The organism is Rhodococcus sp. SORGH_AS_0303 (assembly GCF_030819335.1).
GTDB lineage: Bacteria > Actinomycetota > Actinomycetes > Mycobacteriales > Mycobacteriaceae > Rhodococcoides.
This window is the reverse complement of sequence record NZ_JAUTBO010000001.1, coordinates 4101682-4114235: the sequence shown is the minus strand read 5'-3', so window position 1 is coordinate 4114235 and position 12554 is coordinate 4101682. Positions and strand designations below refer to the sequence as shown.

Genomic DNA, 12554 nt, shown 5'->3' with positions numbered 1-12554 from the left:
TTCTGATGATCGTCACTTGGGGTCTTCCTTGGCGAGTGCGCGAAATCCCTTGGCGCCGGCGCGGTCGACCCCGGCCTTGACCAGCCCGTACACGACACCGTGCAGCGCTGCGGCGATCAGGACCTCACGGTTGGTGCGTGAGAGGTCCTTCGGATCGGGCATCTCGGCGTCGTTCTTGCCGACGCGCTTGTAGATCTGGTTGAAGATCTGTCCGGCGACCAAGCCACCGACGATGCTCGTGGCCAGGGAGAGCGGCTTGTAGAACGCCTTCGACGTGCTGGTCATCGGCCGGCCAGGATGTCGAGGACGCTCTGTCGGCGCAGCGCCTTGCGCGCACGACGACGGCGGACCAGGGCCACGAGGACCACGGCGGCGAGCGCACCGGCGAGCGAGATGCCCGCGACCTGCGGGTTCTCCTTCACCTGCGCGACACCCTCCTGCGCCTTGGCGACGCCCTGCTGAGCGACCTCCTGCACCTTCTCCGTCGACTCGTGGGCCGCGGCGGAGACGCGAGCGGGCACGTCGACCTTGGCCGCGAGCGCCTCGACGGTCTCGGCCAGCTCCTCGCGCTGCTGCTCGACGGACGGCGGCTCGGCATCGGCCTCGGTACGCAGGGCGTGACGCGGTTCGGACGCGTCCTTCGGGTCGGTCATGAGTGAGCCTTTCGGGCGTTCTGGACGGTCTCGACGTCGCGCTGGACGCTGGCGACGGTGGCGGCAGGTGCAGGCGGAACGGCATTCTTCGCCTTGGTCGCGCCGACCTTGGCGAGGATGCCGCCGACGATCAGCAGGACGACGGCGACGATCAGTGCCGCGAGCCACGGGTCGAGGACCGTCGCCAGGCCGAGGACGGCGGTGGCGACGAGGGTCGCGAGGCCCAGGAACAGCAGCAGGGCGCCGGCGCCGGAGACACCGATGCCGACCCCGAGCTTGGTGCCCTTCGACTTGACCTCGTCGAGTGCGCTGCTCACCTCGGTGCGCACCAGCGTGCTCACCTGCTGGGTCAGGCGCTCGACCAATTGCACGGTGGACAGATCGGCCGCGGCCGGTGCGTGGCCGCCCGTATCGCTCGTGTGCCGGGTTTCGTTCATGAGCCGGGTTGTACCCGCGACCCGACCGGGCGAAACGGGAGCCTCCAGAGGTCCGCGCCCAGATCGTGGACTGTTCACAACGTCGGGACGGCCTCGGGCGGTGTCCGAAATGACACAGTTGGACGTCGAGGATCGGATGTGGGGGACGTGGCTGTGAGAAGTGTCGTGGTGCCGGCTGTGGCCAGCCTGCTCGTGGGTGGGGTGTTGTCCGCCGGCGCGGTGGTGGGCCTGACGTGGTCCGCCGAGGAGACCGTCCGGCCGGAGCCGGTGGTCACCGCCGATCCGTCGGCCTCGGTGCTCGGCGACGTGCAGTACGGGAGCAGGTGACCGACGTGGCGCGACCGACCCTCCTGCGCGGCAGCGCGTGTGTCCTGCTCGCGATCGGCAGTGCGGCCGTGGTGGGGGCGATCATGCTGCCCACCTACGTCGAGCATCGACTCGCGGTGACGCCCCTGGACATCCGCACCACGACGGTCGCGGTCACCGATCCGGGAACCGGCGGCGACGTGCTCGACGCGACGTCCATCACGCGTCCCGGCCCGCTGTCCGTGGCCACCGGGGTCCCGCTGGTGGTGCAGCGCTTCATCACCACCGAGGATCCGAGCGACGCGGATCGCGTGACGTTCCAGTCCGGCGCGACCGTGCGCCGTGCGGACCGGGAGGGCGATGCCGGTCTGCTGACCGCGTCGGTCGACCGGGTCACCGTCGATCGACGCACGTCGCAGCCGGTCGATCCGGTGGCGTCGTTGCAGACCACCGTCGGCAAGCCGGCCATCCCGGTGCCGCGGACCGGATATCAGCAGCGCTTTCCGTTCGACACCCAGCCGATCACGTACTCGGTCTACGACGCGACGGCCTGGACGAGCTTCCCTGCCGAGTTCGTCGAGGAGATCTCGATGGACGGGCTCCCGATCTACCACTTCCGCACGCAGGTCACCGGTGCCGATCTCTCCGAGACGACGCAGTCGCCGATCAACTCCGTGACGCTGCCCGCGTCGAAGTGGGGGCTCGAGGGGCTCGGTGAGCAGTCGATCACCATGAAGCGGTACTACTCCACCGTTCGCGACATCTACGTCGAGCCGCGCAGCGGCAGTCTCGTCGGCGGTCGTGAGCAGCCCTACCAGTACTTCGCGCGCGACCCTGCCGTTCCGGAGGTCACCGTGTTCAAGGCGACCCTCGGGCTCGACGAGGACGGGCAGAAGGAGCAGCTCGACCGCGCCCGCGAGTCGGCCACCAAGCTGATGTGGCTCACCGACCGCGGACCTGTGCTGCTGTGGTCCGTCGGGGGCGTCGGTCTGGTTCTGGGTGCGGCGCTACTCGTCGTCTCGGGTCGGCGTTCTCAGCGCTGACGGTGCGCTGCCCCGGACGGGGTGGCAGTGAGGAAGGTGGGGGTGGGCAGCCCGGCTGCCGATGCCGCCTCGGTGACCGCGTCCGCGACCGCCTCGGTGCGCGTCCGGTCGACCAGGGCGATGGCCGAACCGCCGAACCCGCCGCCGGTCATCCGGGCGCCGAACGCGCCGGCGTCCAGCGATGCCCGGACGGCGGAGTCCAGTTCCGGCGAGCTCACTTCGTAGTCGTCACGCAGTGATCGGTGCGATGCGGTCAGCAGCGCCCCCAACGCTGCGAGATCGGGTGTGGCGTTCAGGAGTTCGGCCGCCTGCTCCACGCGGACGATCTCGCTGGTGACGTGCCGGACGCGTGCCGCCGACACCTGGTCGGTCATCGAGGACGCCGCCGCCGCCGGGTCGAGACCGCGCAGCGTCGACACGCCGAGGTCGGCGCACGCCTTCTCGATCGACGCGCGCCGCCGGCCGTACTGACCGTCGACCAGCCGATGCGGTGCGTTCGTGTCGATGACGAGGATCTCCGCGTCCGGGAGATCGAGCGGAATCTGCCGGGAGGAGAAGTCGAGACAGTCCAGCAGCAGCGCGTGGCCCGGTTCCGCGAGCATCGCGATCGACTGATCCATCCCGCCCGTCGATGCGCCGGCGATCTCGTTCTCGGCGCGGATGCACGCGTCGATCAGTGCCCGCCGGTCGGCGTCGAGATCGAACAGGTCCCGAAGCGCCACCGCCACAGCACATTCGAGAGCAGCCGAGCTGGACAGGCCGGAGCCCACGGGGACGGACGAGTGCACCGCGATGTCCGCGCCCATCGTGAGCCCCAGCGCCCACGAGACACCGGCGACGTACGCGCCCCACCCGTCCGGGCTGCCGGGAGCGATGGCCGACAGTGCGATACCCCAGTGCATGTCGGAGCCTGTCGACGCCGCCCGCAGTACTGCGTCGTCGCGTCGGCGGGCCGCGACGGCGGTGACGTAGGGCAACGCGAAGGGAAGGACGAGCCCGCCCGCGTAGTCCACGTGCTCGCCGATCAGGTTCACCCGTCCCGGCGCGATCCAGACGCCGTCCGGCTCGCCGCCGAAGGTCGTGCGGAACCGTTCGACGGCACCGTCGGCGAGCTCGGTCTCGTCGACGACCGGCAGCCACGCGGTCACGCGAGCACCTCCCGGAACCTGTCCGCGATGGCCTCGGGTGTCGTGTCGTTGATCCACGCGCCCATGGCGGACTCGGATCCGGCCAGGAACTTCATCCGCCCCGGCGATCGCATCATCGAGAACAGCTGCAGGTGCAGACGCCCCAGATCGCGGTCCGCACCGACGGGCGCCTGATGCCACGCGGCGATGTAGGGCACCTCGTCGACGCCCTCGAAGAAGTCGTCGACGGCACGCAGCAGAGCGCGATACACACCGGCCAACGCGTCCCGTTCGGCCGTCGACAACGCAGCGAGATCGGGAACGGCGCGGCGCGGGGCGAGGTGCACCTCGACGGGCCAGCGGGCGGCCGCCGGCACGTAGGCCACCCAGTGCTCGGTGTCGACGACGATGCGGCGGCCGGACCGCAGCTCGGTGTCCAGTACGTCGGACAGCAGTGAGCGACCGGTGCGGTCCCGGTGCAGCCGGGACTGCCGGATCATCGCGTCGGTCCTCTGCGGCAGGTACGGGTAGGCGTAGATCTGCCCGTGCGGGTGAGTGAGGGTCACCCCGATCTCCCGCCCCCGGTTCTCGAAGCAGACCACCTGGCGCACCCCCGGGAGGGCGGACAGTGCCTCGGTGCGGTCGGCCCACACGTCGACGATGGTGCGCACCCGGTGCAGGTCGAGCGAGGCGAAGGAGGCGTCGGGGTCGCTGGCGAAACACACCACCTCGCACCGGCCCGTGCCGGCAGCGAGCGGCCACAGCTCCTCGCCGTCGACGTGCGACGGAAGGTGCTGCGCCGCTGCCGACTGCGCAAGGGAGGGGAAGCGATTCTCGAAGACCACGACGTCGTAGTCGGCAGCGGGGATCTCGGTGGGTGGGCGTCCCGGGCGGCTCGGCGCGAGCGGGGACGCGTCGGGCGGTGGGAGGAACGTGCGGTCCATCCGCTGCGCGGCGATGACCACCCAGTCGCCGGTGAGCACGTCGAGTCGCATCTGCGACAACGACTCCGACGCGGGGAGGGGGCGCGTGTCCACCAGGTCCCGCGTCCTCTCCCCGGACACCCAGGGCTCGGAGTCGTCGAAGTACAGCAACTCTCGACCGTCGGCGAGGGTGGTGCTGGTCTTGCGAACGACGTGCGTCGACGGTTCGTGCATGGTCATGCCTGTGTGTTCCTCGCTCTCGGCTCCCCGGACCACATCGTGCACGGAATCGTGATCAGGCGCTGACGGTTGCGAAGATCTCCGGGCCGCGGCTGGTCACCAGAGCCACGGCTCGACGGCGGGCCACCGCCACGATGCATCCGCCGAGCAGCAGGGAGACGACGGGCGCGAGCCAGACGAGGACGCCCGGGAGGGCCAGCGCGATCAGGACGCCCGGCAGGCACAGGAGTGCACCCCCGCCCATCACGGCGAGCGTCCACCCGATCGCACGGCCGGTCATCGACCCGCGGGAATTGAACGCGCTCCCCGCGGTCTGTCCTGCGACGACGTACGGGCTGGCCGCCGACTGCACGGCGCCGGCCGCGGCGGTGGCCAGGGACGCGGCCACGACGACGGCGGCCGCCACGGGGAGAGTGCGCGGCGACGGATCGCCGACGAGGCGACCGAGGACAGTCCCGACGGCGCCGAACACCACGGCCACCACCGCCGCGATGACGAGACGCGCGTCGATGACGCGTCGCGCCACACCCGGCACCGACGTGACGCGCCACGCCGCTGCGCCGTCGAGGCCGTACGAGTTGGCGAACATGCTGCTCGTCAGCAGGATCACGATCGGTGCGCCGTACTGCAGGCCGTAGATGTCGGTCGAGGTGGCCATGAGCACGACTCCGACGAGCAGGAACACACCCGGCATCGTCAGCAGTCCCACTCGGCGCGGATCGACCAGCAGCAACCTGCTCTCGGCGGCGATGGCCGTGATCATCGGTCCACGCGCACGGAACGTCGTCGTCGTCCGACGGCGGTCGGTCCGGGAGCGGGGCGGCGTGCTGTCGAGCGCGGCCGACACCGCCGAGGTCCACCACCGCACCACCAGTGCGCCGAGTCCGGCGAGCGCGACGGCGACGAGGACGGGCACCCACCACCTCCCGTCGTCGACTGCCTCGCTCGACACCGCCGCCCATCCCGTCGGCAGGACGCGCACCGCGGTGCGCAGGAAGGTGTTGTCGGCGAAGGACGTCGAGACGTTGCCGAGCAGGAGGAAGGCCGCGTACGCGACCGCGGCGACGACGGTGCCACCGATGGTCGAGAGGATGCGGCCGCGGGGAGTGCGCGATGCCGCATCCAGGCGGAGGACGGCGACACGGGACACGGCGAGCGCGACACCGACGGTGAGCAGGGCGATCACGGCGGTCACGATGCGTGCCACGGGCGAGACGTCCGGAACCGCGACGGGTGTGAGGGCGAGTCCGACGACGAGGAAGACGGTCACCCCGCTGCGCGCACCGATGAGGGCGAGGGCTCTCCGGAGATCGTCGGCACGCACCGGTAGATGGCGCACGTGCGCCGGGACGAGTCCGCGGTCGCCCACTCCGGTCAGCAGGGGAGCGACGACGGTGAGGACGACCACCACCACGGCGCACAGTGCGGCGAGCGTGGCACGCGCCGAGGGCTGTGCGCTCAGCGTGATCGCGTACATCGCCCCGAGCGACGCGATCGCGGTGATCACGATCGCGATGCGGGCACCCGATCCGGTTGCTGCCCTGCGTATCTCGCGATCCAATGACAACAGTGTGCGGACCGGCGCGCTGATCATGAGCCCAGCCATGGCAACTCGGCCGCCTGGTCACCGCCGCCGACCGCGTCGAACAGCGCGCCCTCGAGGGTGCCGCCGGCACGCACGTCGTCGATCGTGTTGGCGGCCAGCAGAGAGCCGCGGGCGAGAATGGCCACGTGCGAGCACATCTGCTCGATGAGCGGCATGGAGTGGCTCGACACCATCGCGGTGCCGCCCCGCGCGACGAAACTCTCGAGAAGGTGCCGAATGGTGCGGGCGGACATGGGGTCCACCGCCTCCAGCGGCTCGTCGAGCACGAGGAGCCGCGGCGAGTGGATCATCGCCGCGGCCAGGCCGATCTTCTTCTTCATTCCGGCGCTGTACGTGGAGACCGCGCGGTCACCGGCCTCGGCGATGTCCAGCACCGCGAGCAGTTCCTCGCAGCGTTCGTGCGCCACCGCCGGATCGAGACCGTGCAGCACTCCGACGTAGTGCAGTGCGCGCCGACCGGGCAGGGCCTCGGGGAGGGACGGCCCGTCGGGAAGCAGTCCGACGCGCCCGCGGGCGGCGACCGGATCGGCCCACACGTCGTGACCGTCGATCCACACCTGCCCGGCGGACGGGCGCACGATGCCCGTCGCCATCGACAGGAACGTGGTCTTGCCTGCTCCGTTGGGTCCGACCAGCCCGTACAGCGTGCCGGCCGGCACGAACAAGGACAGGTCGCGCACGGCCGGTGCGCTCCCGTCGTACTGCTTGCTCAGCCCCCACGACTGCAGCGCGCCGGGTGTCTCGTCCACGGTCGACATGCGATCCCCTCGTCGGTTGCGGTACTTTCCGACACTAACCAGACCGCCTGGCATGTCGCTACCCGTGCGGGGCAGAATCGAGGGATGTGCGGTCGCTACGCCAGTACCCGGTCCGACGACGACCTGTCGTCCATCTTCGATGCCGCCGTGGCGCTGGGGGAGGCGCCGGAACCGTCCTACAACGTGGCGCCCACGGATCCGGTGCGCATCGTGCTCGAGCGTGGGGAGGAAGCGCGCCAGCTGCGGACGGTCCGATGGGGTCTGATCCCGTCGTGGGCGAAGGACCGGAAGATCGCGAGCAGGCTGATCAACGCGCGGTCCGAGACCATCACCGAGAAGCCGGCGTTCCGCAAGGCCGCGGCGAAGCGGCGCTGCCTCGTTCCCGCCGACGGGTACTACGAGTGGGAGAAGCGCGAGGGGAAGAAGATCCCGCACTTCCTGCACACGGACGGTGTTCTCGCGATGGCGGGACTGTACGAGCTGTGGCCGGATCCCGCACTGCCCGAGAATGATCCGGGCAAGTGGGTGTGGACCACGACTGTGCTCACCACGACGGCCACCGACGCGCTGGGGCACATCCACGACCGGTCACCCGTCGTGGTGCCTGCGGACATGCGCGATGCCTGGTTGGACCCGACGCTGACCGATCTCGGCGCGGTGGCGGACCTGGTCCAGTCGATGCCCGAGCCGCACCTGTCTCCGTACGAGGTGAGCACGGCCGTCAACAGCGTGCGCAACAACGGGCCGCAGTTGCTCGAGCCGGTGGCCTGACCAGGGGTCGAGTTGCACTTCGAGCACTTCTGCGCCATGCTTAGCGCATAATCACGCTAAGGAGGCGTCATGACCCTGATCGAGTGGCTCGGATCCACCGCGTTCGTGTCCTTCGGGGCACCCACGTCGTGGGTCGAGGTCGTCGGATTCGTCACGGGCGCCACCTGCGTCGTCCTGGTCGCACGGCAGTCGGTGTGGAACTGGCCCATCGGTATCGCCAACAATCTGGCGTTCGTCCTGCTGTTCTTCGGCGCCGGGCTGTTCGCCGACGCGGCGCTGCAGTTCGTCTACATCGCTCTCGCCGTGTCCGGATGGGTCCTGTGGGTCAGCGGCGGCACGCAGGGGCCGCTGGTGGTCACGTCCACCAGCCGTCGGGAATGGTGGTGGCTCGGCGCCGTCGGCGTGATGGCCACGCTGGCCATGACGTGGTTCCTCGACATCGCGACGACGTCGGTCGTGCCGTTCTGGGACGCGGTGACGACCGTGCTGTCACTGCTGGCGACGTGGGGCCAGGTGACGAAGCGTCGTGAGTCCTGGTTCCTGTGGATCGCCGCGGACGTCGTGTACGTGCCGCTCTACCTCTACAAGGACCTGGTGCTGACCGGTGTTCTTTATCTGGGATTCATCGCGCTGTGCGTTGCCGGGCTGCGAGCGTGGACACGGTCGATGACCCCCGCCGCCGTCGAGGTGCCGGCATGAGGCACGCGCTGATCATCGGCAAGTTCTATCCGCCGCACGTCGGTCACCACGCGATGGTCCGGTTCGCCGCCACGGTGGCCGACCGGGTGACCGTCGTGGTGATGGCAGCCACCGTGGAGTCGGTGTCTCTGCGAGACCGTGTGGCGTGGATGACCGAGTCGCACGCAGGCGAGAAGACGGTCACGATCACCGGCATCGTCTGCGACGCACCGATCGACCACACCTCACGGGCCGTGTGGGCGGCCCAGGTGGCGTGCATGCGCGCGGCCGTCGGGAACGAGCCCGTCGACGTGGTGGTCACCAGCGAGCCGTACGGCGAGGAACTGGCGCGGTGGTTCGACGCTCGACACGTGCCGTTCGATCTGCCGCGCAGCACCTTCCCGGTGTCCGGGACCGCGTGTCGTCGCGACCTCGCCGCCTCGTGGCGCTGCCTCGACGCGCCCGCCAGAGCCGGTCTGGCGACGCGCATCGTCGTGGTGGGTTCGGAGTCGACGGGCACCACCACCGTCGCGGGCGCGCTGGCTGCACACTTTCGACAACGGTGGCCGGACACCGAGTGCGTCGACGAGTTCGGCCGGCAGGACACCCTCGACAAGGTCGCGGAGGTCGGATCGGTCGACGACATCGTGTGGACCGGTGACGACTTCGCCCGCATCGCGCGCACCCAGACTGCCCACGAGGACGCGGCAGCGCGGCGCGGATCGCCTGTGCTGATCTGCGACACCGACGCGTTCGCGACGACGGTGTGGGAGCGGCGTTACCTCGGCCCCGAGTCACACCACGCCGTCGCCGACGATCGACCCGCGGTGTATCTGGTGACGGATCATCACGGAGTTCCGTTCGTGCAGGACGGTATTCGTGACGCTGAACAAGTGCGGGCGGACATGACCGGGTGGTTCCTCGACGCGCTCACGCGCACCGGCCGGTCCTGGGTGTTGTTGACGGGGAGCCGTGAGGAGCGCCTGCAGTTGGCGATCCGGGTGGCGGAGCAGGAACTTCGGCGACGAACCACCTTCACGGCGCCGCTCGGCGGCATACTCGAGGCATGACCGCACTCGAGCATTCCGACTCCATCGTGATCGCCGCGTCGCCCGACGCCGTGTACGCCCTCGTCTCCGACGTCACCCGGACCGGGGAGTGGAGCCCGATCTGCCAGGAGTGCTGGTGGAACGACGGTGGCAGCGCCGACGTGGTCGGGTCCACCTTCACCGGGCGCAACGTCACCGCCGACCGCACCTGGGAGACGGTCTCGACCGTCGCCGTCGCCATCCCGGGCACCGAGTTCGCCTGGCTCGTCGGCGACTCGTTCGTGCGGTGGGAATACACCCTCGAGGCGATCGACGAGAACTCGACGCAGCTCACCGAATCGTGGCTGTTCACCGAGCAGGGGATCGAGTACTTCCACACGAAGTTCGGCGATCGCGCGCAGGAGGAGATCGAGATCCGCCGTACCGCCGCACTCGACGGGATTCCCCGCACGCTCGCCGCGATCAAGGCGATCGTCGAGTCCTGACATGCACGGTGGGCACGTGGTGGTGGTCGGGGCCGGCATCGTGGGCCTCGCGACGGGGCGGGCGCTGGTGCGCCGCGGGTACCGGGTGACGGTGCTGGACAAGGAGTCGGACACCGCGACGCATCAAACGGGCAACAATTCCGGTGTCATCCATTCGGGTCTCTACTACGCGCCCGGCAGCCTCAAGGCCACGCTCGCCGTGTCCGGGTCCGTGTCGATGCGGGACTTCGCCCGCGAGCACGACCTGCCCGTCGACGTCTGCGGCAAGCTCGTGGTCGCCACCACCGAGGCGCAGGTACCGGCACTGCGAGCCCTGGCCGAGCGCGGCGCCGTCAACGGGGTGCCGTGCCGGATGATCACCGCGGACGAGGCGCGAGAGTACGAACCCGCGGTGCGCGCGGTGGCGGCGCTGCGGGTGGAGTCCACCGGCATCGTCGACTACCGGGCGGTGTGTGCCACGCTGCGACGCGAGATCGAGGACGCCGGCAGTGACGTGGTGCTGGGCGCCGAGGTCGTCGCGATCAGTGGATCGGTCGAGGTGCGCTGTCGCACAGGGCAGTCGGAGACGCTGATCGCTGCCGACCTGCTGGTGAACTGCGCCGGACTGCACAGCGACCGCATCGCCCGCATGGCCGGAGTCACCCCGGCCGTCCGCATCCTGCCGTTCCGCGGCGAGTACTTCGAACTGGCACCGCAGTACAGCCACCTGGTGCGCGGGCTCATCTATCCGGTGCCCGACCCGACGCTGCCTTTTCTCGGCGTCCACCTCACCCGCATGATCGACGGCACCGTTCATGCCGGACCGAATGCCGTTCTCGCACTGGCGCGCGAGGGCTATCGGTGGCGCGACATCGCGCCGCGCGACGTGGCCGACGCGCTGGCATGGCCCGGGCTGTGGCGACTCGGTCGGCGCTACTGGCGCACCGGAGCGCAGGAGGTGGCCCGGTCGGTGTCGTCCGCGCGCTTCCTCGCCAGTCTGCGCGAGCTGGTGCCGGACCTGCCCTCGGACAGCCTCGTCCCCACCCATGCGGGAGTGCGGGCGCAGGCGATCCACCGCAGCGGTGCACTGGTCGACGACTTCTACTACGAACAGCGGCCCGGCCAGGTGCACGTGCTCAACGCGCCCTCACCCGCCGCCACCGCGGCGCTGGGTATCGCGGAGCACATCGTCGGGCAGTTGGAGGGGGCGCGGTAGGGGCGGTGTGTCTTCGGGTGCTGCTGGTGGCGTCGTGCACCGGTTGCGTTGAGCTGCACCCCGTTCCGCAGGCTGGAGGGGGTGTGGATGTCATGGTCGGCGTGCGGATCGCGCCTCGGCGCGGCGGATCCGCCCGATGATCGACTCGGGGAACTCCAGATCGCCCCACGTCCAGCGCGCCATCTCGTACCCCGTGTCTCGGATCTCGTCCTCCCGGAGCTTCTCGCGCCACAGCACGTCAGCGGGAGTGTCACCCGTGGGCACGAGGCGGCCGTACTTCACGCGCCCGTCGAACTCGCCCACCACGTTCGACTCGGGCAGGAAGAAGTCCACGCGATGAGATCGGTTCGCACAGTGCACCATTCGCTGCACCTCGACGACGAAGCCCGACTCGTGGAGCAGTACGCGGCTCCGTGACTCGCCGACGCTCTCCGCTCCAGCGTTCATGAACCGAGCCACCCGGAGCGCGCGAGCGGCCGTTGCGGGTCGGCCGTCGGGCGAGCACCGCCGCCACCTCCGTGCCGAGTACCCCGAGCCGACGCGCGGCATCGTCCGCCGCGCAGACGGCCTGCTCGAACGGGAGGCTGCAGGCCAGGTCCGCGATCGTGCGGGCCACAGTGGTCACGCGGAGGCCCTCCACCTCGGTGACCTCGTCCGGGTCGTAGGGCGACGCGTGCACTGTGCGGAGCTGTCCGCGGCGACCCCCGGTTCTACGGTTCCGCGTCAGGTGGACGGTGCCCAGCGGCACGTCCCACAGCGTGATCCCGTGCAGCAGGGCGGCACTCGCGTGGCTCGACACGGTGTCGGGGGCGGTCGCGCGCGCCATGGTTGCCCGCGCGACGAGGAGGTGCCGATCGGTGTCGGTCAGGTTCTCGATGTCAGGCGCACCCGCGTAGGCCCCGCGGCGCAGGCGGGTGAGGGTGCCGTCGCGGCAGAGTCGGCGGAGCTCGGAGTCGGTGAATCCGTCGGTCAATGCCTGAGAGCGCGTGATGATGCGGGCCATGCGCCGAAGGTTGCCGCACCGGTGGTGCTCGGGCGGGCCTCCGGTGCCGCGCTGGGGATCGCCCGAGGCCTGTGGATGCGTGAGCTGCACAGGGTCCGTGACGCGTACACCCCTCGCAGCACGCTGGACAGGGTGTTCGATGGCGGCAAGTGGTGTGTGGCTCTGGGGGAGCGGAGCCGCGTGCCGGGTGGTGCCTTCTGCGGTGCGGGGACTGCGGTCCCGAGCCGCACACCGCACACAACGCGAACACCCTCCCCAGCACGCTGGAGAGGGTGTTCGG

Annotated in this window: 15 protein-coding genes and 1 pseudogene; 7 read left to right on the top strand and 9 right to left on the bottom strand. The window is 70.2% G+C overall.

Annotated elements, in window-relative coordinates:
* Positions 1-12: 12 nt before the first annotated feature.
* From QE449_RS19465 to QE449_RS19455, 3 genes are read right to left on the bottom strand one after another with little or no spacing between them, the layout of a single operon-like run.
* Positions 13-285, bottom strand: coding sequence for a DUF4235 domain-containing protein (locus QE449_RS19465; protein ID WP_027506952.1), 273 nt, complete (start codon positions 283-285; stop codon positions 13-15).
* Positions 282-653 (bottom strand): DUF3618 domain-containing protein, encoded by a 372-nt coding sequence (locus QE449_RS19460; RefSeq protein ID WP_307109465.1) that lies wholly within the window; start codon positions 651-653, stop codon positions 282-284. Before QE449_RS19460 ends, QE449_RS19465 begins: the two co-directional genes overlap by 4 nt.
* Positions 650-1090 (bottom strand): phage holin family protein, encoded by a 441-nt coding sequence (locus QE449_RS19455; protein WP_222633031.1) that lies wholly within the window; start codon positions 1088-1090, stop codon positions 650-652. Before QE449_RS19455 ends, QE449_RS19460 begins: the two co-directional genes overlap by 4 nt.
* A gap of 147 nt (positions 1091-1237) precedes the next feature.
* Between QE449_RS19455 and QE449_RS19450 the strand changes: the two genes are divergently transcribed.
* Together QE449_RS19450 and QE449_RS19445 are read left to right on the top strand one after the other, a co-directional pair.
* Entirely contained in the window at positions 1238-1417 is a 180-nt protein-coding gene (locus QE449_RS19450) for a DUF2613 domain-containing protein (protein ID WP_235579024.1), read from the top strand.
* 5 nt (positions 1418-1422) lie between these two features.
* Positions 1423-2439: a DUF3068 domain-containing protein gene (locus QE449_RS19445; RefSeq protein ID WP_162246758.1), complete on the top strand. Its 1017-nt coding sequence runs from the start codon at positions 1423-1425 to the stop codon at positions 2437-2439.
* Here QE449_RS19445 and galK read toward each other — a convergent pair.
* From galK to QE449_RS19425, 4 genes are read right to left on the bottom strand one after another with little or no spacing between them, the layout of a single operon-like run.
* Positions 2430-3587: a galactokinase gene (gene galK, locus QE449_RS19440; RefSeq protein WP_307109464.1), complete on the bottom strand. Its 1158-nt coding sequence runs from the start codon at positions 3585-3587 to the stop codon at positions 2430-2432. The genes QE449_RS19445 and galK overlap by 10 nt on opposite strands.
* Positions 3584-4729 carry a galactose-1-phosphate uridylyltransferase gene (gene galT / locus QE449_RS19435; RefSeq protein WP_307109463.1) on the bottom strand — a complete coding sequence of 382 codons (1146 nt, stop codon included), beginning with the start codon at positions 4727-4729 and terminating at the stop codon, positions 3584-3586. Before galT ends, galK begins: the two co-directional genes overlap by 4 nt.
* Before the next feature lie 55 nt (positions 4730-4784).
* Complete coding sequence (locus QE449_RS19430) at positions 4785-6335, bottom strand: hypothetical protein (RefSeq protein WP_307109462.1); 1551 nt, start codon at positions 6333-6335, stop codon at positions 4785-4787.
* Positions 6320-7093, bottom strand: a complete 774-nt coding sequence (locus QE449_RS19425) for an ABC transporter ATP-binding protein (protein WP_307109461.1) — start codon at positions 7091-7093, stop codon at positions 6320-6322. The genes QE449_RS19430 and QE449_RS19425 overlap by 16 nt, the downstream gene beginning before the upstream one ends.
* Positions 7094-7177: 84 nt before the next feature.
* Between QE449_RS19425 and QE449_RS19420 the strand changes: the two genes are divergently transcribed.
* The 5 genes from QE449_RS19420 (at position 7178) to lhgO (ending at position 11271) form a co-directional block, all read left to right on the top strand.
* Positions 7178-7864 (top strand): SOS response-associated peptidase, encoded by a 687-nt coding sequence (locus QE449_RS19420; protein ID WP_307109460.1) that lies wholly within the window; start codon positions 7178-7180, stop codon positions 7862-7864.
* A 69-nt stretch (positions 7865-7933) separates the two neighbouring features.
* A complete protein-coding gene (gene pnuC, locus QE449_RS19415) occupies positions 7934-8563 on the top strand; it encodes a nicotinamide riboside transporter PnuC (RefSeq protein ID WP_307109459.1) in 630 nt (209 codons plus the stop codon).
* Complete coding sequence (locus QE449_RS19410; protein WP_307109458.1) at positions 8560-9612, top strand: AAA family ATPase; 1053 nt, start codon at positions 8560-8562, stop codon at positions 9610-9612. Before pnuC ends, QE449_RS19410 begins: the two co-directional genes overlap by 4 nt.
* Positions 9609-10076: an SRPBCC family protein gene (locus tag QE449_RS19405; protein WP_307109457.1), complete on the top strand. Its 468-nt coding sequence runs from the start codon at positions 9609-9611 to the stop codon at positions 10074-10076. The genes QE449_RS19410 and QE449_RS19405 overlap by 4 nt, the downstream gene beginning before the upstream one ends.
* A 1-nt stretch (position 10077) precedes the next feature.
* A complete protein-coding gene (gene lhgO, locus QE449_RS19400; protein ID WP_222640659.1) occupies positions 10078-11271 on the top strand; it encodes an L-2-hydroxyglutarate oxidase in 1194 nt (397 codons plus the stop codon).
* A 90-nt stretch (positions 11272-11361) separates the two neighbouring features.
* On the opposite strand, the gene QE449_RS19395 is transcribed toward lhgO, so the two are convergent.
* The gene (locus QE449_RS19395) at positions 11362-11718 is read right to left on the bottom strand and encodes a hypothetical protein (RefSeq protein WP_307109456.1); all 357 of its coding nucleotides are present in this window, start codon (positions 11716-11718) and stop codon (positions 11362-11364) included.
* A gap of 493 nt (positions 11719-12211) precedes the next feature.
* Positions 12212-12274: pseudogene (locus tag QE449_RS21495) on the bottom strand (hypothetical protein); the annotation flags it as partial.
* Positions 12275-12554: the final 280 nt, after the last annotated feature.